General features: G+C 46.4%; 23 protein-coding genes and 1 pseudogene. 16 read left to right on the top strand and 8 right to left on the bottom strand.

Annotated features, from left to right (window positions below; genetic code table 11):
* Positions 1-43: 43 nt before the first annotated feature.
* The 8 genes and pseudogenes from ACVW0P_RS12850 to ACVW0P_RS12815 all read right to left on the bottom strand — a co-directional run bounded on the left by ACVW0P_RS12850 (position 44) and on the right by ACVW0P_RS12815 (position 6283).
* On the bottom strand, positions 44-2647 hold the full coding sequence (locus ACVW0P_RS12850; protein WP_457132452.1) for a hypothetical protein: 2604 nt from the start codon (positions 2645-2647) through the stop codon (positions 44-46).
* Positions 2634-3002: a hypothetical protein gene (locus ACVW0P_RS12845; protein WP_457132451.1), complete on the bottom strand. Its 369-nt coding sequence runs from the start codon at positions 3000-3002 to the stop codon at positions 2634-2636. The genes ACVW0P_RS12850 and ACVW0P_RS12845 overlap by 14 nt, the downstream gene beginning before the upstream one ends.
* A gap of 18 nt (positions 3003-3020) precedes the next feature.
* Complete coding sequence (locus tag ACVW0P_RS12840; RefSeq protein ID WP_457132450.1) at positions 3021-3647, bottom strand: hypothetical protein; 627 nt, start codon at positions 3645-3647, stop codon at positions 3021-3023.
* A pseudogene (locus tag ACVW0P_RS12835) lies at positions 3622-4187 on the bottom strand (OmpH family outer membrane protein). The gene ACVW0P_RS12840 and the pseudogene ACVW0P_RS12835 overlap by 26 nt, the downstream one beginning before the upstream one ends.
* 107 nt (positions 4188-4294) lie before the next feature.
* On the bottom strand, positions 4295-4744 hold the full coding sequence (locus tag ACVW0P_RS12830; RefSeq protein ID WP_457132449.1) for a hypothetical protein: 450 nt from the start codon (positions 4742-4744) through the stop codon (positions 4295-4297).
* Positions 4745-4855: 111 nt separating this feature from the next.
* Complete coding sequence (locus ACVW0P_RS12825) at positions 4856-5212, bottom strand: hypothetical protein (RefSeq protein ID WP_457132448.1); 357 nt, start codon at positions 5210-5212, stop codon at positions 4856-4858.
* Positions 5213-5294: 82 nt separating this feature from the next.
* Positions 5295-5645, bottom strand: coding sequence for a hypothetical protein (locus tag ACVW0P_RS12820; protein ID WP_457132447.1), 351 nt, complete (start codon positions 5643-5645; stop codon positions 5295-5297).
* A gap of 35 nt (positions 5646-5680) precedes the next feature.
* Complete coding sequence (locus ACVW0P_RS12815) at positions 5681-6283, bottom strand: Crp/Fnr family transcriptional regulator (RefSeq protein ID WP_457132446.1); 603 nt, start codon at positions 6281-6283, stop codon at positions 5681-5683.
* Between the two features lie 234 nt (positions 6284-6517).
* Between ACVW0P_RS12815 and ACVW0P_RS12810 the strand changes: the two genes are divergently transcribed.
* From ACVW0P_RS12810 to ACVW0P_RS12735, 16 genes are all read left to right on the top strand, one after another.
* The gene (locus ACVW0P_RS12810; protein WP_457132445.1) at positions 6518-7186 is read left to right on the top strand and encodes a hypothetical protein; all 669 of its coding nucleotides are present in this window, start codon (positions 6518-6520) and stop codon (positions 7184-7186) included.
* 274 nt (positions 7187-7460) lie between these two features.
* Entirely contained in the window at positions 7461-7940 is a 480-nt protein-coding gene (locus ACVW0P_RS12805) for a hypothetical protein (RefSeq protein ID WP_457132444.1), read from the top strand.
* Between the two features lie 271 nt (positions 7941-8211).
* Positions 8212-8541 (top strand): DUF4134 domain-containing protein, encoded by a 330-nt coding sequence (locus ACVW0P_RS12800; protein WP_457132443.1) that lies wholly within the window; start codon positions 8212-8214, stop codon positions 8539-8541.
* Positions 8542-8589: 48 nt separating this feature from the next.
* Positions 8590-9021, top strand: a complete 432-nt coding sequence (locus ACVW0P_RS12795; protein WP_457132442.1) for a DUF1896 family protein — start codon at positions 8590-8592, stop codon at positions 9019-9021.
* Positions 9022-9050: 29 nt separating this feature from the next.
* Positions 9051-14645 (top strand): helicase-related protein, encoded by a 5595-nt coding sequence (locus ACVW0P_RS12790; protein WP_457132441.1) that lies wholly within the window; start codon positions 9051-9053, stop codon positions 14643-14645.
* Positions 14642-15136 (top strand): hypothetical protein, encoded by a 495-nt coding sequence (locus ACVW0P_RS12785; RefSeq protein ID WP_457132440.1) that lies wholly within the window; start codon positions 14642-14644, stop codon positions 15134-15136. The genes ACVW0P_RS12790 and ACVW0P_RS12785 overlap by 4 nt, the downstream gene beginning before the upstream one ends.
* A gap of 120 nt (positions 15137-15256) precedes the next feature.
* A complete protein-coding gene (locus ACVW0P_RS12780; RefSeq protein WP_457132439.1) occupies positions 15257-15592 on the top strand; it encodes a DUF4133 domain-containing protein in 336 nt (111 codons plus the stop codon).
* Positions 15589-16401, top strand: coding sequence for a hypothetical protein (locus tag ACVW0P_RS12775; protein ID WP_457132438.1), 813 nt, complete (start codon positions 15589-15591; stop codon positions 16399-16401). The genes ACVW0P_RS12780 and ACVW0P_RS12775 overlap by 4 nt, the downstream gene beginning before the upstream one ends.
* 38 nt (positions 16402-16439) lie before the next feature.
* Positions 16440-18890, top strand: a complete 2451-nt coding sequence (locus ACVW0P_RS12770) for a TraG family conjugative transposon ATPase (RefSeq protein ID WP_457132437.1) — start codon at positions 16440-16442, stop codon at positions 18888-18890.
* A 2-nt stretch (positions 18891-18892) separates the two neighbouring features.
* Positions 18893-19576, top strand: a complete 684-nt coding sequence (locus ACVW0P_RS12765) for a conjugal transfer protein TraI (RefSeq protein WP_457132436.1) — start codon at positions 18893-18895, stop codon at positions 19574-19576.
* 9 nt (positions 19577-19585) lie between these two features.
* Positions 19586-20239: a hypothetical protein gene (locus ACVW0P_RS12760; RefSeq protein WP_457132435.1), complete on the top strand. Its 654-nt coding sequence runs from the start codon at positions 19586-19588 to the stop codon at positions 20237-20239.
* A gap of 22 nt (positions 20240-20261) precedes the next feature.
* Positions 20262-20909, top strand: coding sequence for a TerB family tellurite resistance protein (locus tag ACVW0P_RS12755; protein WP_457132434.1), 648 nt, complete (start codon positions 20262-20264; stop codon positions 20907-20909).
* Between the two features lie 53 nt (positions 20910-20962).
* Positions 20963-22096, top strand: coding sequence for a conjugative transposon protein TraJ (gene traJ / locus ACVW0P_RS12750; RefSeq protein ID WP_457132433.1), 1134 nt, complete (start codon positions 20963-20965; stop codon positions 22094-22096).
* Between the two features lie 15 nt (positions 22097-22111).
* On the top strand, positions 22112-22717 hold the full coding sequence (traK, locus tag ACVW0P_RS12745) for a conjugative transposon protein TraK (RefSeq protein ID WP_457132432.1): 606 nt from the start codon (positions 22112-22114) through the stop codon (positions 22715-22717).
* Positions 22718-22729: 12 nt separating this feature from the next.
* A complete protein-coding gene (gene traM, locus ACVW0P_RS12740) occupies positions 22730-23851 on the top strand; it encodes a conjugative transposon protein TraM (RefSeq protein ID WP_457132431.1) in 1122 nt (373 codons plus the stop codon).
* 10 nt (positions 23852-23861) lie between these two features.
* Positions 23862-24140, top strand: a complete 279-nt coding sequence (locus ACVW0P_RS12735) for a hypothetical protein (protein WP_457132430.1) — start codon at positions 23862-23864, stop codon at positions 24138-24140.
* Positions 24141-24153 lie beyond the last annotated feature (13 nt).

Below are 24153 nucleotides of genomic sequence, written 5' to 3'. Positions count from 1 at the left end.
TGGTCAGTTTGCCCCGGAATGGGGTGGTCAATTTGACGCGGAATCACTGGTCACATTCCGCCGGAATTGGGTGGTCAATATCAGCGGTATATCCACCATTTGGCTGAGTTACATTATTTAAAAGAATTAGAGATTTGCTTTTCGTGAGAACTGATTTCCTATAAGTATTCCCCTCATAGTCTATAGCGATATCTGTTCCAATTCCCGATTTGATTTTTCTAAGAGACCATACATCAGTAGCTTCTTTGGAAATGCTGCTTGTCATCCGAGCAAGATTTTCATTGCTAGGATTTGACATAAAATCCGATTTATAGGAACCCCAGTTATCATAGGCATCTTTATTATATGGCGGATTTTTTGTTTTAGTAGCCGAAATTGAATTGCTTAACGCTCCGGGAGTATTATTTAAAAATAAAACATTGTAAGTTGTTCCGTTGTCAGTGGTATTTAATAAGGTGCAGTAATATTTAACACCATTTATTGAAAATAATATAATTTCTCCGACTTTGAAATTACTCCCTGTTTGAACTGAGATTTTGCCACTGAGACCGGCAATTGAAGTTATAGATATAATTCCCATGTTTTTAGGATCCGTTTGATCTAAGTCATATTGAAATTCCGTAGGTGGTGTAATTGTTGTACCACTTTTTCCCTGAAAGTCCACAGACAGCAAACATAGCTTGCCTAAACTTAGAGTATTACTTGAAGCCCCCTGTCCGAAGCTGTTAGGAACGCCTGGACTTAATGAATAATCATAATTAAATGCTACTTTTCTCAAACAGTTTTGCGTTAAGTTCTCCTGTAGTAAATCTATGTCTTTTACGTCTATAACGTTTGTTTCATAACTTAATGTCCTGCCAGATGTAGGAGGTAGTGAAGTTTGTTGAATGTTTAATATACTGGAATTAAATTGATCATTTTTAAGCAATAAGATATAACTTAAACTAAGTGTCGGAACTGACCAGTTATCAAAAACTTCCGGGGTAAATCTTGATTTTGAGCGGCCATCATTACGTTGATTCTTAACAAATAATGCAGTGTGTGTTCTTGTCTCGATGGCATCTAAATAATAAACATCCTTAACCCCTGATGAATGGTGTTTGAACTGGTTATCTAAATCGATCTGATCACCTTCAGAAGGATTTCGCCAAAAATATAAATCTGTCCATTTCCCATAGTCAAATTTCACCCAATATCCCCAGTCAGCTTTATTAAGATTACCAAATACTGCTCCGCGTGATACATAATCAGGCCCGGTTATAGCAGTTAAATACCAAGTATACGCATATGAACTCTTTTTTGTTAAATCACTATATGCTAAACCGTGGTCTTGACTTATATTTTCAGTGTGCATTACTTCACCGGAACTATATGCGGGCAGGGCATAGTGATAAGTTACACCGCTTGAATTTGTAATCATAAATCCTCCTATTTGATTTTGGTCACAATTAGCACGAACAAATCCAGCTTGATCACTAAAATCAATAAAGCCTCTGTTGGCAGCTTGTCGGCTTTTAATCTGTGCGTTAGTAAAATATTCAATGTGATTTGTTCCTTCTAAACGGTTTGTGCCGCTATCATAACCATAATCGCCGTCATTATTACCAAATTGAGGGTTTCCATCAAAATTATACTCCTGATTATTATTCCATGGATGACCTTGTTGGTAAGAATTTGATAAGTCATTAATAAATCTGAATTGCCATTTTTTTCCAAGTGGTGCTGGAACAACGTTTGATGTTAACCCTTCGCCGTATATATCATTACTATGATCCGTGTCAGTTATCCTATTTTGATTATACAAAATTGTGGATAGCGCGTAAGGACGAATACTGCCACTTAATCCTTGTGCTGTGACCGAATAATTATCAAAATTAGGAAAAGTCCCCCCCAATTGTTCAAGAGGATCCGCATTGTCTATGATGTTAGAATTTATTGGGTCGAGTAATGAGTAATTGTCATCATCTCTATCAGTTAAATCTGTACTTGAAGTTATTGAGGATCTATTATTTAATACACCATTTGCGGTAAGGTTGCTGCTAGTACTAGACCAATATCTTACATTCTGATAACCCAACCCTAAACTTAATACACCAGGAATAATTGGAATTGGAAAGAAAGAACCATCTGAAAAAGTACTTATTTTGCCTTTGTTGGCATCATTCACTGAGGTTATAGATCCCCCACCTACAGTAAAAGAAGGCCTTATATCTGATGAACTTATAGATGCTCCTAATAAAGACCCACTTCCACCTATTGGGTCTATGCTCCCTCCTAACGTTCCGCTTAACGATTTAAAGTTGGTTTGCAGTCCTAGACTTAGGCTCTCTTTTAAACCACTGCTCCCAATAGCACCCGCCATATAATTTAAATTTGCCCCCGCATATCCACCGCCATATGGTGAAACTCCAATTTGTAAACCTATACCAAAAGGGGACTTTTCTCCACCTATGCTAGTCCCTATACCTACTGAAGCTCCCGCCCCAAATCCTTGATATGTGTCTTGTGAAAATGACAACCCAAAATTTACGGAAGCCGGTGTTCCCGCTATTCCAATATTTACACTAACAGAATATGTCGATCTTTCGCCTCCTTCCCAGTAATTGTGCATGGTTCCGCCAGCTCCGTCGGCGCTATTCCAAATCATCCGGATAGCCGTTTACATTTCTTGCTATTGCACCTGGGTTAAGAGACCATCCCAAGCCAACCCAAGATGCTTCTTCGTTAGGTTGAATTCCAGCATGATATGATAAAGCCAGTGGGTAGCTGCCCTCAGGTCCAGGAACCTCTAATAATGGCATATTGTAGGTAAAGCTCCCAGTTAACGGGTTTACCATATCCGTTGTGTCTATCGGTTCAAAACTGGTTGCTTCAGGGGCTGTTGGGCCAGAAGTTAAAGCATAGGCTACTGTTGGACCGAAAATTTGATTAATGATCGTAAACAACATAAAAATGGCTATCGTCTTTTTTATGCGGTGGTGTTTGTATTTTGTAAGCAGCATTATTCGTTTTAGGTGGTATTAGTTTATTACAATATCTTGTAGCTTTTTTATATCTTTTACTGCTATATCAAAAAATAAATCTCCTGTATAGAGCCCGAATTCGGTTATATGTATCCTTAGGTTGTTAGCGGCCATCAGCCTTTTTTTATCAAATGCTATTAAAATACTGTTAGCTTGCCCCATCCCATAAGTTTGTTGAAAGATACAATTCAATGGCTGCACAGGTTTATCGCTATCAGGTATTACATCAATAAAGTCATTCATTCTAAAGGCCAGTACCTGCACCATTTCGCTGTATTGGTTAAACGGTAGCTGTCTCAACACTTCCTTCTTATTGGCCGACAAGCTTAGAACAAAAAATAACTGATTTGAATATCTGTGAGCAGAATAGGCTTTTTCGCTTCCTGCCTTTCCCTTATCTGCTATAAGCTGCCAGGGCTTGTATGTTAGTACCGCTTTTATTTCTCCGGCTTGCTGCAATTTTTGCAATCCATTTTCGGGATTATTTATGTAAGTAATCAAATCGGCTTTGTTTGTGAACCCTTTATGACAGGATACAAAACATACTGCAATCAATACAAGCCGCAATAAGGATAAGAGCCGCAAAACATTTTTCACTTTACTTTTTATTAGCGGAATACTCATCGTTAATTTCCTCTATTACTTTTGAAGTAATATCTAAACCATCTCGCGCATAAGCTATAGTACCGGATTGATTTGCAATTAAGATCAATTTATAATTATGCTCTTTACCATACTTAGTTAGAAAAGAATTTATTTGAGAAACAATGGCTTGTGTAATTTACCATCCTCTTGTTTGGCGTTTTCTTGAATTCCACGCTGATAATCAGAAAGCTGTTTTTGTTTAGATTGAATAAGTTGCCTGGAAAGGTCTTGCTCTGTTTTAGACATGATAGCTATACTCTTTTCATACGTCTGTATAGCCGCCTTAACTTCATTTGTTAGCGTATCAATGTTAGACTGCCAGACTTTCGCCTTTGATTCGTATGCTTTTTTCGCCTCTGCTGAACCTTTATATTCATTAAGGATGCGGGCGGAATCAACATAGGCTATCTTTTCACTGTAGAAAAAAAAGTCAAACAGAAGAAATAAAACAGCAGATAAAAGCAGAATTCGATAGCTCCATATTAATATTTTATTCTGAAGCAGGGGAGATTTATTCATTTGGTTTAATTGCAAGTTACTGGTTTGAAGACCTAATTTAGGCTCATTAATGTTTTTGTTAATGTAGAGATTGCTGATCTTTTGTTATGTCCGTCAGTCAATTGAATCTATTTTATCGCTTCTATTTTTCCTATTCGTTTATTTTGTTGTTGAATCGTCTTATCCTGCTTAATCAAATACAGCGTCAGTTCTTCTACTTTCTTTAACAGCAGTTTATTCATCTCGCCCAGGTTCAGACCATCTTTCTCGGCTTCTTTTGCAGAAGGCATTTCCGGCAGATGATGGTTTTTGTCTATGTAAGTTTTTACGTCTTCCAGTGAAGGCAATTGGTAGCTCTTGTCAAACACGTAATCAGGAAGATTTACTAAATCTACTTTTACGGCTTTGGCATGTACAGTCCCAACAACAGAAAGCTTTTCGTCCGGTGTGTTTGTTCCTACCCCTATATTTCCACTTGATAATATGGTCATCTTTTCGTTTCCACCTGCCCAAAGGCGTACTGGCATGCTGGTCGGTGCATATTCGTGTTGTTGATATTGCCTGTGCCTGTGGTCCATTGCGCATGTGAGCTTAAGCTGGCACACAGCAAACTCAGGAAGAGTAAACGTTTTCTCATGATTATAAGATTTTGTTAAAGATGGTTATGGCTATTGCCGGTAAGTTTCCGTTTAATTTGTGCCGGAAATCACTTTGGCGTAAATCGAATCTTTTCTCTTCGAACGGAAGGCAGCCAACTCATCAGAACTCAAAATGGATTGAAACTGGGCGACCAGCTGATCTTTAAGCTGCTGAAGAGTGGAAGAGCTTGTGTTGTTGTTGACGGCGGCAGAAATAGACGTTTCTTCATTTTGAAAAAAGTCTGCTAAAGCGATTTGTTTGCCAGAGGAAATAGAAACCGTTGCCAGTACATCTTTCACTTTTGAGGTAACCGATATCCTATATTCTAAAGTATCAATCGGTAATGTTTGGGATTTGGCAACTGATAAGCCTACAAAGAAAAAAATAATAAGAGTAAGGGTCTTCATTTTATTGTGATGTTTGGTCTGGTATAAAAATAGAAACAATTTTATGATTATTATCTTAAATATAATATAATTTAAAACAATATTAAATTATATTTAACTCACAATCCAACTTACTGTATCCCTGACGTTTATTTTGAAATGTTGCGCTGCCCGGAAGGTCGGTGTATATATAGTTGCCTGAAGCGCTCTGTATGTTTGTACTCGTTTCCCATGCTATAGTGATATTCCCTAATTTAAATTTTCGGGAGGTATCTGTTGTTTCAGAAGTGTTGCTTCGCATTTTTGTTGCCATCCATGCTTTGGCATCATTAACCGTGAGCATGGAATTGTCTATCGGCTCATTAAGTTCTTCAAAGGGTTGTGTAAGCTGTTCTTTTTTACAAGCGACTATAAAAGCGAGAAGGAGAATGGAAGTGATCAACTTTCTTTTCATAAGATTCAAATAAATGGTAAAACAGTGGTTTCGGATCAGCCCGTTTTTTTGACTAAAGTCAAATTGTCTTTCATTCCCCTGACCCGGCTAAGTGTTTCCGCGCTTAGGCCGAGGTAAGATGCGATCTGCCCGAGCTGGGCTTTTTCAAGAATTCCTGGGTGGGTCAGCAACAACCTTTCATACCTTTCTTTAGCAGACAGGGTTCGCAACAGGACCGCCCTTTCCTCCGAAAGTTGATAGTACTTTTCGGTTACAATCCGTCCGATAAAATTGTATTCCGGAAAATCCGCGTATATGCCCTGTAGCTGGTTCCAGGTCATAGACAACAGTTCACTTTGCTCCAGCAACTCAATATTTTCCGCGGCTGGTTGCTGGGTGTAAAAGCTATAAACCGAGATCATTAATTCACCTTTTCCCATAAACCAGGAAGTGCATTCTTTTCCCTCACGCGTGTAATAAAATGCCCTTGCAAATCCTTGATTAATGAAATAAATCTTATTGGCTATTTGTCCTTCTTTCAGCAGCAGATGCCGCCTTGGAAATTTTTCCTCCCGGAGGTTCTCCCTGAACCTTTTATCCAGTTCAGAAGATAACGGGGAAATGAAATTTAACGTCTGTATCAGCAATTCTACATTCATAAAAAACAATAGGTTTTGCGATTTTGATAATTATCAAAGACAAATTAACTGGTTGTATTTACCTTGTGGTTAATTGTTAATGCTTTTTAATTAACAATATTTTTTAAAAAATATTATAACAATTGGGCTGATAATGGTAAAAAGTGCGCATCTCGTAAATAATAACGTGACGCTCCGATGGACAACGGGAAGAATTTATGAGGGCGAGGCATAACAATCAACAAAAATTGACGTATGGGAAAACGACTAATCAAAGAAAACGAATATCCGTTTACGTGGCTTGACGAGCTGGTAGAGATAACATTAAATCCGGACAAAACTAATTTGGAAGAACTAAAGCCGACCCAACTTCAGCAGATTAACGAAAGGCTGCCGCTTGAATTTAGTTTGATTGGGAGGTTGTTAAAACGCCAGGCGTTTTGTCTTTACCGGGAAAATCATATTAAAGCGGTCGCCGGACACTATGACCAGGCTATAAGCTTGCTCCAGCAGCAAATCCGTATTCATCTGGCTCAATATCCCGATAGTGGAATACTTCGCGATACGGGGCAGCTTTTGTCCGATGGCCTGAACGAATTGTACAATGGCATCCAGCAGCGCTACACCGTTTACCTGCGCCGTCCCGAAAAATCAGAAGCTGATACAGTTGCTTTAAAATTAAGATGCAGATTAAGCGTAGACCAGATTGCCATTATACTTAAAGCTGCCGACCGTTCGAACGTGATTGTGGCCCGTTCTCTCAGCCAAGTGCTGCGCATTATCGTTCCTTACCTTTCTACGGAACGCTTCGAAAACGTATCGTGGAAAAGTGCCAGAAGCAGTACCTATAAAATGGAGGACAACGATAAAGAGGTCGCCATTCAAACCCTACATGCTTTGATTAACCAAATCAGAGCGTTTTAAGTACAGATAGTATGGCACTTTCAGACCCCCTGCCCAAGGGGGCTTTTTTTTGCGTTGTTTGCAAGGTGGAATTAGTTGATAATGATTTATAAGCCATTAATATTTAAATGTTCTTACAAAAATGAAGTGTTAATCATCTGATATTCAACAGGATTCTAAAACTGCAAAAAGGGTACAACCCAATGTTGAAGTTTTTGAGCGTACCCAAATCCGCTTGCTTTGTATCAACAAACGGCAGCAAACCTGCCCATTAAAAACATCAAGCAATCAGACAATGACTTTCCTTCATCAAATCAGCTGGCACCAGTATTTAGTAGCTGCCCTCGTTGCCGCCATTATCTATTACTTCATCATTATCCTGCGCAATTACCGGCCGGAACTGCAAAGCCTGCGCCGCCGCATTACCGAAGACAGTGAGGCTGACCAGTTGCAGGCGCTGCGATATAAGCCTGAAGAGGAAGGAGGAGTTAAAACCGGGCAACTGCCTGATGCGGCCATTCAGCCGGAAAAGCAGGAGGCCGTCACCGATACCGACATCCTTGCCGGAAAGCTCAAAGCTTGCATTGCGAGCGCCGCGGACAAGCCCTTTGCTCCGGCAATCCTGATACCGCGGCTGAAAATTATCCTTAAGGAATATCAACACCTATCCGCGTCAGACCGGGGCGCGATCAACCGCTTGGTCGCAAGCGAGAGTGAAAAAACCGGCACTGCCCTGCTAACCGAAGAACAAGTGGATCAGTGGTGGGAAGGTTAGCAGCCCTGCCGCTTCCGGCCTGCGCTCCTTAACCGGGGCCAGGCAACGGAAGAAAGCCACCAACAGCAACAGCCTTTGTTGACCGAACGTCCCGGCGCATAGCGCCAGGTGTAATCCAAAACAGGGAAACGGCGGCAGCATCTTTCCAACCGCTCCATCCCGGACTCCGGGACGGAGCGGCATAGGAAAGTCATGCCCAGGAGGGAAAGCCCTTTGAAGGGCCTGTGAAAAGATAGATCAACTGAAATATTTAACAAAACGATAAGTGAAGATGAAAAAGTGCAGAATAAAAATCGCGGGCAAAGCCCTGAAATTAAGCGTGCTGTGCGCGCTGCTAATAACCGTGGCCGTGACCGCCAGCGCCCAGGACGGGAACGCCGGCATTGAACAGGCCAACACACAGGTCAGGAGCTATTTTGAAAGCGGCACCAACCTGATGTATGCCATCGGTGCCCTGGTCGGCCTGATTGGCGCCGTCAAGGTTTACCAGAAATGGAACTCGGGTGACCAGGATACTTCCAAAGTTGCCGCCGCCTGGTTCGGCTCCTGTATTTTCCTGGTCGTAGTAGCCACCATTATCAAATCATTTTTCGGCATCTGAGCCCCACCCAAACCCTCCCCGTAAGGGAGGGCCTAAAAAATGTAAACAATGAAAAATCAACTGATGAGGCAGCTGCATAGCTATCTGCTGCAAAATTACACCGATCTGCTGATCGCCCTGCAGGAAGAACACCGTTTAGAGCCTTACCTGAAGCAAAAGGTAGCGTCCGTGGCCGACCTGCTGATGCAACTGCAGGAAGACAAGCGCCCTCTGTATGTCATTGAAGCGCTGTGCATGGAAGAACTGACCCGTGACCTGCGGCCGTCGCGGTTCAACTATATGCGGGAATTGCTGGAAACGGAATTTGAAAAAGATTTTAAACGAATGAGCGACAGCGGCATCCTGACCTATGAACTGATCAATCTGATCGGTGCCTGTGAACCCATTTTCGAAGTCTTCGCCTTCGGTGAGGAAACAGAAGACAGCGATCAGCTCAAACACGCTGTGATGGGCATGATCGCCGAGTACCTGGAGCGCTAAACATCATTGAAAAAGAAACGTGAGGAAAAATGGCTTATAATTCATTACAACAACTGCGGACCAATATAGAGGCGATCCGGATCGCGCTATCTTTTCAGCCGGGAGACCGGCTGGAAGAGGCGCAACTGGGAACCCTGCGTGCGTATGCCGGATTTGGCGGCCTGAAAGCCATTCTATTCCCGGAGGGCCCTGTTGACGAATGGAAAAATCAAAATGCCTCGCAGCATGACCTGAAGCTTTACCCCTCCGTCATGGAACTGCACGGCTTGCTGCGGGAAAAACTCAGTACAGCCGAATACAAAAGCGCAATTGATTCGATTCGCGAAAGCATTCTGACGGCTTACTATACGCCTCCTGTCGTACCGCAGGTTTTGTACGAAACACTTAAAACTAACGGGATCAATCCCAGGCGACCCTATGAGCCCAGTAGCGGAGCCGGCATATTTATCACCGAAATGATCAAGGTGTTCCCGGAGGTAGAAAAAGTCATGGCTGTTGAAAAAGATATCCTGACCGGTAGGGTGCTGAAAGCATTGAGCGCTAACTTACCCGTACCAGTGGATGTCAGCATCAGGGGCCTTGAGGAATCACCGGTCAGCGAAAACGGGAAGCATGACCTCATCGTCAGTAATATCCCCTTCGGGAACTTTCAGGTCTTTGACCCTGCTTACCCGGATAAGAAGATCAGCGGCAGGATCCATAATTATTTTTTTGCCAAGGGGCTGGATAAGCTGGCCGATGGCGGCATCCTCGCCTTTTTAACAACGGATGCATTTCTCAACAGCCCGGATAACCGCGTTGCCAGGGAATACCTGTTTGACCGGGCGGACTTTATCAGTGTAACCGTAATGCCGGACAACCTCATGAAGGATACTGGCAGTACCGAAGCGTCGAGCCACTTACTGGTTGTGCAAAAGCGTACGGACAAGGAATCTTACAGTGTAGACGAGATGCTGCTCATTTCAACCATGGAGAAGGAAAATGAGTTTGGCCGTTATCACCTGAGCGAATTTATCCATGATGAACAGTACCGGATCACGGCTGCTAACACTATAAAAGCCGGGCAGAATCAGTATGGCAAGGCTCACCAGGTAATCTGGCAGGATGGCGATATTAATACCGTAGCCGAAAAGCTGCACGAGAATTTAATGGATGGGATTACGGCCAACTTTGACCACCAGGCTTTCTTTAATGCACAGCAATCACTAATGGTAGCTGATCTGACTACTGAAGAAAAACCATCACTTACCTATACGCCGATGCCGGAAACCAAAGCAGTTGCAGTTTCCGTACAGCTCGGCCTCTTCGACAGCCAGCCGGCCGAACAGGTCAACCGTGCGCTGGATTACCTGACAGATACCGACAGGGCGGCGGTTGTGCCGGAAAGCGTCCGTTCCATAGGCACCATCCGGACCCGGGATAATGCCAGTCATGAAAGCATTATACTGGTAACGGCTAAACTTCAGGCGGGAAAACAATACGCCTATAAACTGTTTTCCAATGCCGGGGAACTCCGGTTCCCGCTGGCATGGCTTAACGGCAGTGCTTTCAGCCGGGAGGTTGAAAATCTTAACGCCAAACTTGCGCAATACGGCCACCAGTTTTATTTCGAGGGCGACCAGAGTTTAAAAGCTATTTTCAAGTTCGGCCGGCAGGAAGAAAAGATCTGGTTTAACAGCCTTCAGCCTTTTCATGAAGCAGGCAGTCTGGTAACCGCAGGCCTGCAAACGGGCACGCTTAAAGAGCTTGACCGGGAACGAAACCGGGCGGTTTTTGAACCGCTGGCCGATCAGAAAGACGCGCTGTTCTTCCACGCGTACCTGAGGATCCGGGACAGTTATTATCAGCTGTATAACCGCGAAGCCGAAGCTTTACAGGCCTTACCTGTACTGCGTGACCAGTTGAACGACGCTTACGATGCCTTTAAGCAACAATACGGCGAGCTGAACCGGCCTGCCAACAGGCGGCTCATTCTTGCCGATGAAAAAGACGGATTTAAGCTGCTGGCTTCCATTGAACGCCGGGAGGGTAACGACTTTCGACCGGCAGACATCCTAATAGGTCCGGTTTTCCAGCAGACAGAAACCTTTAAAACGGATGACCCGGTATCTGCGCTGGCGCGCTCCCTCAATGATCATGGCAAGGTAGATATCGGTTTTATAGCGGCATCAACCGGGCTCGATGCAGATGAAACCATCATCAGCCTGCACAGTCACATTTTCCTGAACCCGGCAACACGCGGCTGGGAAACCCGCGATCAGTACCTGCGCGGAAATGTGGTAGAAAAACTGGCTGCCGCCCGTGAAGTAAATGCCGCAGACCCGGATAACAGGGAGATCAGGCGAAGTTTGGAAGCCATGGAAAAAGCGCAGCCTGAACAGATCCCGTTCGAACTGCTGGATTTTAACCTGGGCGAGCGCTGGTTTCCGAATGATTACTATGAACGTTTTGCCAGCGATTTATTTGAGCTGCCGGTAACCATCAGTTACCTCGCTTCCAGCGACAGTTTCAAAGTTTCCGTGCAGGGCAGCAACCTGAAAATAAGCCGGGAATTTGCCATCCGTCCGAAAGAAAGCAACCGTACGACCTATGGCTATACCCTGCTGGAGCATGCGCTGGAAAACACGACGCCCTATTTCAGTTATGAAGTAAAGATCGGTGATTCCACCAAACGTTACCCGGACAACGAGGCCATCCAGCTGGCGCATGAAAAGATCGAGCAGATCCGCAACGGGTTTACCAACTGGCTGCACGAACTGCCGGATGACCAGAAGCTGTTCATTACCGGTCTCTACAACAGGACCTTTAACTGTTATGTGCTCCGCGAGTATGACGGCAGCCACCTGCGCTTTCCCGGCCTCGACAAAAACGCGCTCGGCATCGGCGACCTTTACAGCTCGCAGAAGAACGCTGCCTGGCGCATAGTCCAGAACCGCGGCGGCCTGGTCGATCATGAGGTGGGCCTGGGTAAAACGCTGACCATGATCGTTGCCGGCCATGAAATGAAGCGCCTCGGTATCGTGCAGAAACCGATGATCCTGGCGCTGAAGGCCAATGTTAACCAGATCGCGGACACATACCGAAAGGCTTACCCCAATGCACGCATCCTTTTTCCGGGTGAAAATGATTTTACGCCGGACAAGCGGCTGCGGATCTTCCATGAGATCAAGAACAATAACTGGGACTGCATTATCCTGACGCATGACCAGTTCGGAAAGATCCCGCAGTCACCTGAAATACAGCAACATATCTTCAGCCGGGAACTGGACGCCGTTACCAAAGACCTTCTTACGCTTAAACATGAAGGCGGATCGATATCGCGACGTATGCTCAAAGGATTAGAAGTGCGCAAGAATACCTTGATCGTAAAGCTGAAAACTTTAGAGCGCGATATTGATGAAAAGAAAGATAGCGGGATCACATTCAATGAGATGGGTGTTGACCATTTGTTTATCGACGAATCGCACAAATTCAAGAACCTGACCTTTACCACGCGGCATGACCGGGTAGCCGGCCTCGGCAATATCGAGGGCAGTCAGAAAGCCCTGAATATGCTGTTTGCGGTCCGCACCCTGCAGGAAAGGTTCAACAGCGACCTCGGTGTGACCTTTCTGAGCGGCACGCCGATATCCAATTCGCTGACCGAGATGTACCTGATCTTGAAGTACCTCCGGCCAAAGGAAATGGAACGGCAGGCCATTTCAAATTTCGATGGGTGGGCGGCTGTTTTCGCCAGGAAGACCACTGACTTTGAATTTTCGGTAACCAACCAGATCATCAGCAAGGAACGTTTCCGGCATTTTATTAAGGTGCCGGAACTGGCGCTGTTCTATAACGAGATTACAGACTATAAAACGGCGGCGCATATTAACCTGGATAAACCTGCACTGGACGAACAACTGGTTAACATCGTACCGTCGCAGCAGCAGAGCGATTTTATTATGCGCCTGATGAAATTTGCGGAAACCGGCGATGCCACCCTGATCGGCCGGCCTCCGCTGACCGAAGAAGAAGACAAAGGCCGGATGCTGATCGCCACCAATTATGCCAAAAAGATGGCAACCGATATGCGGCTGATCGACCCGGCTTACGGCGATCATCCGGACAACAAGGTGAATACCTGTGCACGTAAGGTGGCTGATATCTATCATTCGTCCACCCCGCATAAGGGAACGCAGATCGTCTTCTGCGATATCGGCACGCCAAAAGCCGGTGTGTTTAACCTGTACGATGCGCTGAAGGATAAACTGGTCACTGACCTCGGTGTGAAACCAAACGAGATCACCTTTATTCACAGCTGGACGGATAAACAAAAACCGGAACTATTCCGGAAAATGAACCGGGGTGATATCAGGGTGCTTGTTGGCAGCACCGAAAAAGCCGGTACAGGCCTGAACGTACAGCAGCGGGTGATCGCCATGCATCACCTGGATATTCCCTGGAAGCCCTCTGAACTGGAACAGCGGAACGGGCGCGGTGCAAGGCAGGGCAATCAGGTCGCCAAAATGCATTATGGTAACGAGGTCAAAAATTATATCTACGCGGTAGAGCAATCGCTGGACAACTACAAGTTCAACCTGCTGAAAAACAAGCAGACCTTTATATCCCAGATGAAGAACTGCGAGCTGAATGTGCGCAGCATCGATGAAGGTTCCGTGGATGAAAAAAGCGGAATGAACTTTTCCGAGTATATCGCGATCCTGTCTGGCGACACTTCATTGCTGGAGAAATCCAAGCTGGAAAAAAAGATCGCCGCTCTGGAAAGTTTAAAAACCGCGCATTACCGGGATATCAACCGCTCTAAATATACGCTGGAAGACAAGCTGAAAGAACAAACGAAATCACGCGCTGAACTGCTGACTGTTACTGCCGATGTCAAAGCCTATCAGCAAAACCTGAAGCTTGACAAGGAGGGCACAAAGATCAACGCTATCCAGCTGGATAAGCTGAAAAGTGCCGATCCGGTCGCTATCGGCAAATTTCTGATCTCCAAATACAGGAACTGGTTGCCGGAAGCTGGTACAACCGGAAGTGCCAGGCTGGGCGCGATGTATGGCTTTGAGCTCATGATCGAACGGCACCCGGGATCTTTTGACCTGGACAAACCGGCCAGTTATTATAACACTCTGTATGCCATCCGCCCGGAGACTGGCAATAAATATCTGTACAGTTCAGGCGCGCCAAATACCGACAATCCGAAACTGGCTGCACGCTATTACCTGAACGCTATTGACAAGGCAGAAAGCCAGATAGAAAAGATGGGGGCCCAGTTAAAGGAACTGGGATCACAGATCCCGCAGCTGGAAAACCTGCTTGGTAAGAAATTCGAGCGGGAAAGCGAATTGCAGGGACTGAAGACTGAATTGACGAAGCTGGAACGGGAGATCGCCCAGAACATAAAAGCAAAGCAGGAGTTGCAGCAGGGAGAACAAAAGGCATTGATTCCGGCTGAGGGCAAACACGAAAATCATCACCAGCCTGCCGGAGCAAAAGTTATTGAGCTCCGTTCCGCTGAAATTAAAACACCGGTCAAAGAATGGATAGCCCAATCCCTGGCTGATGGCGCTGCTCTTAAAGAACATGCCAGCCACGCATTAGGAAAGACGAAAGGGGTGCGACTATGAAAAAGCTGCACTTTGAACATATCCGCTGCCCGCTTCACCGTTACACTTTTTCGGTGAAGGCCATTCGTCATTGGGTGGAGCAAACCTGCGAAGGACGGGTTTTGAATTCATTTGCCGGAAAGACGAAACTGGCCTTGTATGAAACCCGGAACGACCTCGATCCGAAGATGCCGGCCGATTATCATCTGGACGCACTGGCTTTTCTGCGGGGGTGGTCAGGTAAAAAATTCAATACCATACTGTTGGATCCGCCTTATGCTTTCCGCAAATCTATGGAACTCTATAAAGGCATCGTTTGCAGCCCTTTCCGACAGTTGAAGGAGGCGCTTCCGGAATGCCTCGAAGCGGGCGGCCTGGTCATCACGTTCGGTTACCATTCGGTAGTTATGGGCCGCAACCGCAATTTTCAACTGGAACGTTTAGCGCTGTTCAGTCACGGCGGTGCTATCCATGATACCATTGCGAGCGCAGAGCGATACGCCCCGCCCTGACCCTCCCCGGGGGAGGGTTCCAAAGCGCACCGCTTGTGTTTTCACCTCACCAGTTTCGGTTTTAGGATAAGCCTAATCAATAAAGAGCATATAGCAGAACAGCATAAAAGGATAATGATCATGAATAACAGTATCTATACCGTTAATAAAGGCATTAACAAAAGCATCGAGTTTCGAGGCCTCCGGGCGCAGTACATCTGGTACTTCGCAGGATTGGTCATGGGCCTGCTGATCGTTTTTGCCATCCTTTATATCACCGGCGCAGGCACAATTATCTGCCTGACGGTTACCGGCAGCGGCGCTACTTACGGCAGTATTAAGATCTACAGCCTGAGCCGGAAATACGGAGAGCACGGCCTTATGAAAGCTGCCGCCGGCAGGCGCATCCCAAAAGTGCTTAAATCGTATAGCCGCCGCTTCTTTCAAAACTTAGAACATTCAGGAGGACAAATATGAACAAGCAACGAAAGCCGGTAATTTTTGAGATCGAGGGAACCAGTTTCGAGGTGGATATCGATAAGCAGGTACTGCGTCAGACCAACGATCAGACCAATGAGATTTCCTTTGTTACCGATATGACCGATCAGTTGAAAAACTACACGTTCACGTATGATCTGAGACGTAAAAATGTATATGACAAATCAACCGGGTTCTACGAAAGCGAAGACTGGCACCAGATTAAAGTTCCAAAGCTTATTGAGCTTGATCCTGAAGGGATGGCCAAAAAATACGGTTATACAGTTGAGCAGTTAAAAGGCAAAACTGATTTCGAGATCATCATCGACCAGGAGACTTTAGCTCAAAGGCAAAACGGCATATTGCCGCAGATCGACCTTGCCGGAGAAAAGTTCACCATTGATCTGCGCCTCCATGAATTAAGGAACAGCCAGTACTTCTTCCCGGTCATCAGTCTGAAAAACTTTGAGCTGACCAACGACGGCTGGCATTACGAAGCCTATTATCATCCGGTGATGAAACAGGTCGTGGAGGTTGATCCCAAACTGCTGGAATTCCCGGAAGGGGTCGTTAAGCTCAAGATTCCTAATGAAATTGGTCTCGATCCCGTAGCCACTGCACGGCAATATGGCATGGACGAACGCGAACTGCTGCGACGGTATCCTATACAAAAGGATCTGACAGCCGAAGTCATCCCGCTGAGCGAAACCCATATTCCCGCACTGATCCGGCATAACCGGGAAGCACTGCAGCAGGAACACCGGAACAATGCACAACGGCTAAGGCCAAAGCACCGGCCAAAATTTTAAAGGGTTTAGTTAACTATAAAAGATAGAAAGATCTTGAGATGGATAAAGAATTAAAACACATACTGCCTATCATGGGCATCGAGCATGACTGCATCTTGTCAAAGCAGGGAGAGTATACCGTAGCCTACCGCGTACAGCTGCCCGAAATATTTACCCTGTCCGACGAGGACTATGAAAATATGCACCAAGCCTGGATCAAGGCGATCCGGGTATTACCCAAAGAAAGCGTCATGCATAAACAGGACTGGTTTACCCAAAAAAGCTACCAGCCCCAAGAAAGTGGTAAAGAAACATTCCTGAAGCAAAGTGCCGGTAAATATTTCGAGGGCAGGAATTTTCTGGCGCATGATTGCTTGGTTTACCTGACTAAAAAACCGGCTGGGAGGCAAAAGAGCAGTTCGCTGTTCTCCACCTTGCTGCGTCCTGCACTGGTTCCCAAAGAAACCCTGCAGGTGCAGGCCCGGCAGGAATTCCTGGACGTCTGCGCCCAGTTCAAACGGCTGCTGGAAGATACCCGGTTAATTACACTTACCTGGCTGACGGCTGCTGATCTGCAAAGCCAGTTAAAACGTACCGGGTTGATCGAGCGTTATTGTTACCTGTCCGAAGATGAGCAGCAACTGCTTATTAAAGACATTGACCTTTCAGACGGCGTTAAGATCGGCAGCCAGCAAGTTGCGATCTACACGTTAAGCGATGCAGAGAAACTACCGGCACATTGCGGCTCCCGGCTGACTTATGATGCTTATTCCACCGACCAGACCCGTTTTCCGGTAAGCTTTGCAGCAGGCCTGGGCCTGTTACTTGATTGCAGCCACATTTATAACCAGTATATTTTGATCGGCGATGCGCAGGCCACACTGCGGCAACTGGAGAAAAAGCGCCTGCGGTTGCAATCGCTGTCGGCTTACTCCCGTGAAAATGCCATTTCGCTGGACGCCACCAATGAGTTCCTGAACGAAGCCATCAGTAAACAACGCCTGCCGGTAAAGGCGAATTACAATGTGATGATCTGGTCAGCTGACGAAAAGCGACTGAAAGAAAATGGCAATAAGGTAGTATCCGCGCTGGCGACGATGGATGCCGCCGGAAAACCTGAAACTGACGGTGCCGCGCAGATCTGGTGGGCAGGCATACCGGGAAACGGCGGCGACTTCCCGCTCAATGACACCTTTGATACTTTCGCCGAACAGGCGGCCTGTTTTTTGAACCAGGAAAGCAATTACCGCAGCGACCCGCCTGCTGAAGGTATCCGCTTCTGTGACCGGCTTTCCGCCCGCCCGGTATTCGCCGACCTCTATGACGCGCCGCGCCGCAACGGGATCACCAGCAATATGGGTACGCTTGTTTGTGGCACTTCCGGTGGCGGTAAATCCATGACCGTAAACCATATCCTGCGATCACTCTACGATCAGGGTGCACATTGCGTTACGGTCGATATCGGCGGCAGTTATAAAGGCTTATGCGGCCTGGTTGGGGGCTATTATTTTACGTATGAAGAACACAACCCGATCAAGTTCAATCCATTTTATTTAGGCAAGGGTGATGTGCTGGATACGGAGAAAAAGGAAAGTCTGAAAGCTTTATTGGTTTCCCTGTGGAAAGGCGAAAACGAAACGTTTAACCGGGCTGAATATGTGGCCCTTTCCAATGCCTTACAAGGGTATTATGAGCAATTGGCCAATAACACCCGCTTATTCCCCGGCTTCAATACTTTCTACGATTATCTGGAATCGGATTACCGAAGCGTGTTACAAAACCACCGGGTCAAAGAGCGTGATTTTGACATGGACAATTTCCTGTATGTTTTGCGGCCATACTATAAAGGCGGCGAATTTGATTTCCTGCTGAATGCTACGGAAAACCTGGAATTGCTGAACCAGCCCTTTGTGGTCTTTGAGCTGGACCAGATCAAGGACCATCCTATCCTCTTCCCGGTTTGTACGCTCATTATAACTGAATTGTTCATTTCCAAGATGCGTAAGCTGCCGGGATTACGGAAAGTGCTCACTATAGATGAAGCCTGGAAAGCCATTGCCAAAAGTGGTATGGCTGAGTTCCTGCGCTATGCTTTTAAGACCATCCGCAAGTTTAACGGCATCCCTATCGTGATCACGCAGGAACTGGACGACCTGATCAATTCACCGGTGATCAAGGATGCCATTATCAATAATGCCGACATCAAGATCCTCATGGATATGCGCAAATTCCAGGGAAAATTTGGCAAGCTGCAGGATGCGCTGGGCCTTTCCGATAAGGGGAAAACCATTTTGCTTTCGGTCAACAAAGACAACCGCGAGATCTTTATTGATGTCGGCGGGCAGGTCATGAAGGTTTACAAGAACGAGCTATGCCCCGAAGAATATTATGCCTTTACTACCGAAGGCCGCGAGCGGGTTAAAGTGCTCGAATATGCCGAAAAGTATGGTGGCGTGGAACAGGGTATTCAAGCGCTCGTCAACGAATTAAAAACATCAAAAGCAGCCTGATCATGAAAACAAAAATCAAAATTTTAACTGCCATATCTACTGTTCTGCTATTTAGCATCAACCATGAAACGGCTGAAGCACAGATACCCGGCGTCAGCATTGTTACCGGCGTGATCAAAAAGGTGATCGTGGCCATTGACCTGAAAGTACAGCAATTACAAAACCAGACTATTGCGCTGCAAAACGCAGAACAAAAGCTTGAAAATTCACTGCACCTGTCCAGCCTGAATAATATCTCCGGCTGGCTCGGCAAGGAGAAAGATCTGTACGCCAGCTATTATCGGGAGCTTAACGAGGTCAGGGGACTGATCGCCAGTTATGATGAGGTCAAAAGCATCAGCAGCAAACAAAAGCAACTGGTTGCGGAGTACCGGCAGGCCAGTTCACTTTTTAGCAAGGACGCCCATTTTTCGCCTGGAGAACTCCAGTATATGGGCAACATCTACAATGGTATTTTGCAGGAAAGCCTGACAAACCTTGACCAGCTTTTATTAGCCGTCAGTTCGCTGAGCACGCAGATGGATGATGCCGAACGCCTCGTCAGGATCAGTGAGGCAGCGAAAGCCATGCAAACCAACCTTGACCACCTGCGGCAGTTCAACAGGCAGAATGCCGGCCTGAGCCTGATGCGTGCCAAAGATGCGCGTGACCGTCACAATGTGAAACAACTCTATGGTATTAACTAAAATAACGTCATGAAAAAGATCCTTAAAACCATTTTATGTTTTTCCCTTGCCGGCTTTTGCGGCTATACGGCAAGAGCACAGTTCCTCGGCGGTTTTTTCAGTCAGCAATCGCGGCAGCGCAAACTGATGGCTGAACAGATCGCCGGATATCAGATCTATCTTGGTGCTCTAAGAACCGGTTATCATATCGCCGAAAGCGGCTTGAATACGGCACACGAACTGAAGAATGGCAGCTTTATGTTGACCGGCAACTATTTCAGTTCCCTGTCACAGGTTAACCCGGTCATTCAAAACAACTCAAAAGGAAAAGCCATTGCGGACCTTAACCGTCAAACGCTGGCTTTGTTAGCCGCTGAACTCAGCTGGCAGCAGCAGCAAAAAGTGTTAACACCCGCAGAATTGGGCTACCTGGAAAAAGTGAAAGACAACCTTGAAGCCAAATGCAAACTGGATATGGATGAGCTTTTACAAGTGCTTACGCCCGGCAAATTGCAACTAACCGATGCCCAGCGGCTCGCCCGCCTTGATAAGTTTAACGACAACATGAAGGATAAATATGCCTTTGCCGGCTCGTTCGCTTCCAGATGCCGCAAACTGGCATTGAGCCGCAAACAGCAGGGCCGGGATAATGAGCAGCTTAAAAAGCTATATGGGATTCAGTAAAGAAAATTGAAGGAGAACCGAAATGAAAAAATTGACAATAACAACCCTGCTATGTATCGGCCTGGCGGCCGGCGTACCGGTATCCAGCTATGCGCAGTCGGTAAGCGATGTGATCCAGCAACTGGTGCTTGATTACCAGAAGCTGGCCGGTTTGAAAAACATACTTGGCCAGATGTATACCGGCTATTCGGTGTTGACAAAAGGATATGGTGCGGTTAAAGATGTTGCCCAGGGAAACTTCAGTTTGCACGAGGCTTTCCTTGACGGGCTTTACCTCGTCAGCCCAACAGTACGCAGGTACCCGCGCGTCGCTGATATTATCAAAGAGCAGGCGGCTTTGATCAGCGAATACAAGAGCGCTTCCGCTACTTTTAACCGCGACCGGCACTTCAGTCCCGACGAGCTTTCCTATATGATGAATATCTATAATAACCTCGTGAGCCAGAGCCTAAAAAATCTGGATGACCTGTCCATGATCGTTACAGACAGCAAGCTGCGGATGAGTGATGCCGAAAGGCTGGCGGCCATTGACCGCATTTATCTGGAAAGCCATAACCAGCTGAGTTACCTGCGAAAGTTTAACGATCAGGCAGCGAAGATCATCCTGCAGCGCGAACAAGATACCGCCGATAAGCAAGGTGTCAGATCAGTTTACGGTATAACTCAGTGAAACGCTCTTGAGCACAATTAAAAAAATAGCACCCGCTCGAAAAAACTAAAATAATGAAAAATAAAATTTACAAGATGGCTTTCGCAGCCATTCCTGCGATGCTTATGCCCTTGTTTTCCCATGCGGAAGGTGTTGCAGATGACCTGCATGGCTTGCAGGGCGTACTGGATCAGCTGTATAATCAAATGCTCCCTTTATGCAGTGGCCTGATCGGGGTGGCCCGCGGCATAGCTGGTTTTGCTACTCTTTGGTATATCGGTGCGCGGATATGGAAACATTTAGCAGCGGCGGAACCCGTGGATGTATATCCATTGCTGCGTCCGTTCGCAATTGGCTTCTGCATCCTGGCCTTTCCGGCTGTACTTGGCCTGATCAACGGCGTACTTCAGCCTGTGGTTACGGCTACTCAAGGGATGGTGACCAATACGAACGAAGCCATAGCCCGCCTGCTGGCTGATGGGAAACCGGATGCTGCAGATGTATCACCGAACGATTCCAACAGCGATCCGGATAAATGGTATCAATACAGCCACCCGGATGGAAGCACAACCGATAAAGGCAGCAGCAACCCGATATCGGATGCTTTTTCCGGCTGGAGTATCAAGAACTGGGCAAGGAAATTTATTGCGGAATTACTCAACGTTCTTTTCCAGGCAGCGGCACTTTGTCTCGATACGATCAGGACCTTCAAATTGATTGTGCTGGCGATCTTAGGCCCGCTTTGTTTCGGACTAAGCATTTTTGAAGGGTTTCAGCATAGCCTAAAGCAATGGCTGGCACGCTATGTCAATGTCTTTATGTGGCTTCCGGTCGCCAATATATTCGGGGCTATCATCGCCAAGATCCAGGAGAATATGATCATCGGTATTCAGAACGGGAACCTCGGCGGCAATGATCTGGGGAATACCAATACCGCTTACCTGATCTTCCTGCTTATCGGCATCGTTGGCTATTTCACGGTTCCAAGCGTCGCCAGCTACATTATGAATGTCGGTGGCCATGCACTGTTCGCCAAAACCAGCGCGCTGGCATCGATGGCCGTCAATTATCTCGGTGGGTCAATGATGCAAAGCTTTAACCGGGGCAGCAATACACAAAACAATCAGCAAACCAACAATAACCAGGCAGGAGATACCCAGAACTTTAATAAGAATAAACTATCGGGCAGTCCTCCAAAAAATCAGTAAACCATGTTTAAGAAAATGAAAAATCTCGAAACCGCGTTTCAGCATGTGCGCGGTTTCACCATCGCCATTGTTGCCTGTGCTTTTCTTGCAGTGGGTTTTATGGCCTGGCAGATCAAAAGTGAATCCATCGCCCTGCAAAGCAAGGTCTATATTCTGTCCGGAAATACAGCCTGGTCAGCAGTAGCCGCAGATAAGAGCACTTACCTGCCGATGCAGGCCCGGGGCCATGTCCGCGCTTTTCATGAAGCCTTTTTCACGCTTGATCCTGACGACAAGGTGATCAGGCAGAATCTGACCAGGGCACTTTATCTCGCCGATGGTTCAGCCAAAAAAGTATATGACAGCCTATCAGTAAGTGGCTACTATTCCGGCATTATTGCCGGCAACATCAGCCAGCGCATTAACGTGGACAGCGTGCAGGTCGATACCCGGAATGCTCCCTACCACTTCCGCTGCTATGCGACGCTACACCTGATCCGATCGACCAGCAATGTCAGCCAAAGCCTGATCACCGAAGGCGATCTGCGGGAGGTTAGCCGAAGCGATAATAACCTGCTCGGCTTTCTGATCGAACACTGGAATACAGTGGAAAACAAAGTATTAACCGTGAGCAATCACTAACAAATCAATAACATGAAAACCAACACACTTAATTTACAGGACAAGCGCAGGCGCAAGATCCTGCTAGTTTTACCAGTCATCATATTTTGCTTTACCACGATCCTGTTCAAGGCACTCGGGGGAGGCCAGAATGTGGAAACCCGGGCGGCAAAAACCAAAGGCCTGAGCATGAAACTGCCGTCAGCCATTATTGCCGCAGATCAGTCCGGAGATAAAATGAGCTTCTATGACAGGGCACATGCCGATTCGCTTAAAAAACAACAATTGCGTAAATCCGATCCCTACACGCAAAAAGATGCCGACAGCGTCAACCGTTTACCCGGCGCTAATGGCTCGACTGCTTTTTCTCCCCATTCCGGCGGTATTGGCAACGCTGACTATGGAGCGACGAGCAGTACACCCGCCGAAAACGAAGCCAGGATAAGCCAGCGCTTAACGCAGTTGCAGGCTATTGTTAATAATCCGCTTCCTGCGAGCCAGCCCGTGAAAAAAACGGTTAATGCCCTGCCGGATTCATTGCTGAAACCTGCAGTGGTTTCAGAAGATCCGGAACTGAGACAAATGAACACCCTGTTGGAAAAAATACTGGAAATCCAGCATCCTGAACGGGTGAAGGTCGCCGATAGTAAAACCGGCAATGCGGTTATGGTCAAAAAATTCCGTGCTATTCCTGCGGTTATTGATGGTACACAAAAGATCGTTCAGGGCACGGTGATCTGTCTTAAATTAACCGATACGGTTACACTGGGCGGACAGCTTTACGCTAAAGGGCAGCGTCTATACGGCAGCGGCACATTGGCTAATCAGCGTTATACGCTGAACATTAAAAGCATCCACGTAGGCTATAATTTTTTCCCGGTTGACCTGACGGTATTTGACCAGACCGACGGACTGGAAGGGATAAGCGTCACGGAGGCTATTACCGGTGATGCACTTCGCGACGGTGCAACGAGCGGTGTGTCCAACATGGATATCATGAGTTTCGATCCTTCCATGACTGCCCAGCTTACGACAGTCGGCGTTAATACGGCAAAGGGGCTATTTAGTAAAAAGGTCAAACGCGTAAAGGGAAAACTTAAAGACGGACATACCCTCTTGCTGCGCGACAATCAGGAAGTAAAGAACAGCCACTAATTCATTTACGATGAAGCTTAATGAACAAGTGATCAGCCTTCTCGATCAGGCAGTCAGCGAAGGGAGACCATGGGTAGCCTTTAACGAACAGCCGGATAAAGAATTGCTTCCGCCTGCTGTACATGTCTTTTCTTCTGCGGGAGAGGCTGAACGTTTTTGCGAAGAATCCAATGGCGCTTATGATTTTGTTGAGCAGGTCTTCAATTTCGATAACTATATCTATATGCAGGCCGCAACTTTAAAAGCCTCCATAGCAGTTGAAGATAGGTTAGCAAATCCGGTAGCATAGATACTTCAGCAAT

This window comes from Mucilaginibacter sp. UYNi724, assembly GCF_054057495.1.
This window is presented reverse-complemented; position numbering and strand designations above follow the sequence as displayed.

Coding starts and splice junctions, on each gene's coding strand:
- ACVW0P_RS12850 (WP_457132452.1), bottom strand. CDS start 2,647: ATGATTTGGAATAGCGCCGACGGAGCTGGCGGAACCATGCACAATTAC.
- ACVW0P_RS12845 (WP_457132451.1), bottom strand. CDS start 3,002: ATGCTGCTTACAAAATACAAACACCACCGCATAAAAAAGACGATAGCC.
- ACVW0P_RS12840 (WP_457132450.1), bottom strand. CDS start 3,647: ATGAGTATTCCGCTAATAAAAAGTAAAGTGAAAAATGTTTTGCGGCTC.
- ACVW0P_RS12830 (WP_457132449.1), bottom strand. CDS start 4,744: ATGGACCACAGGCACAGGCAATATCAACAACACGAATATGCACCGACC.
- ACVW0P_RS12825 (WP_457132448.1), bottom strand. CDS start 5,212: ATGAAGACCCTTACTCTTATTATTTTTTTCTTTGTAGGCTTATCAGTT.
- ACVW0P_RS12820 (WP_457132447.1), bottom strand. CDS start 5,645: ATGAAAAGAAAGTTGATCACTTCCATTCTCCTTCTCGCTTTTATAGTC.
- ACVW0P_RS12815 (WP_457132446.1), bottom strand. CDS start 6,283: ATGAATGTAGAATTGCTGATACAGACGTTAAATTTCATTTCCCCGTTA.
- ACVW0P_RS12810 (WP_457132445.1), top strand. CDS start 6,518: ATGGGAAAACGACTAATCAAAGAAAACGAATATCCGTTTACGTGGCTT.
- ACVW0P_RS12805 (WP_457132444.1), top strand. CDS start 7,461: ATGACTTTCCTTCATCAAATCAGCTGGCACCAGTATTTAGTAGCTGCC.
- ACVW0P_RS12800 (WP_457132443.1), top strand. CDS start 8,212: ATGAAAAAGTGCAGAATAAAAATCGCGGGCAAAGCCCTGAAATTAAGC.
- ACVW0P_RS12795 (WP_457132442.1), top strand. CDS start 8,590: ATGAAAAATCAACTGATGAGGCAGCTGCATAGCTATCTGCTGCAAAAT.
- ACVW0P_RS12790 (WP_457132441.1), top strand. CDS start 9,051: ATGGCTTATAATTCATTACAACAACTGCGGACCAATATAGAGGCGATC.
- ACVW0P_RS12785 (WP_457132440.1), top strand. CDS start 14,642: ATGAAAAAGCTGCACTTTGAACATATCCGCTGCCCGCTTCACCGTTAC.
- ACVW0P_RS12780 (WP_457132439.1), top strand. CDS start 15,257: ATGAATAACAGTATCTATACCGTTAATAAAGGCATTAACAAAAGCATC.
- ACVW0P_RS12775 (WP_457132438.1), top strand. CDS start 15,589: ATGAACAAGCAACGAAAGCCGGTAATTTTTGAGATCGAGGGAACCAGT.
- ACVW0P_RS12770 (WP_457132437.1), top strand. CDS start 16,440: ATGGATAAAGAATTAAAACACATACTGCCTATCATGGGCATCGAGCAT.
- ACVW0P_RS12765 (WP_457132436.1), top strand. CDS start 18,893: ATGAAAACAAAAATCAAAATTTTAACTGCCATATCTACTGTTCTGCTA.
- ACVW0P_RS12760 (WP_457132435.1), top strand. CDS start 19,586: ATGAAAAAGATCCTTAAAACCATTTTATGTTTTTCCCTTGCCGGCTTT.
- ACVW0P_RS12755 (WP_457132434.1), top strand. CDS start 20,262: ATGAAAAAATTGACAATAACAACCCTGCTATGTATCGGCCTGGCGGCC.
- traJ (WP_457132433.1), top strand. CDS start 20,963: ATGAAAAATAAAATTTACAAGATGGCTTTCGCAGCCATTCCTGCGATG.
- traK (WP_457132432.1), top strand. CDS start 22,112: ATGAAAAATCTCGAAACCGCGTTTCAGCATGTGCGCGGTTTCACCATC.
- traM (WP_457132431.1), top strand. CDS start 22,730: ATGAAAACCAACACACTTAATTTACAGGACAAGCGCAGGCGCAAGATC.
- ACVW0P_RS12735 (WP_457132430.1), top strand. CDS start 23,862: ATGAAGCTTAATGAACAAGTGATCAGCCTTCTCGATCAGGCAGTCAGC.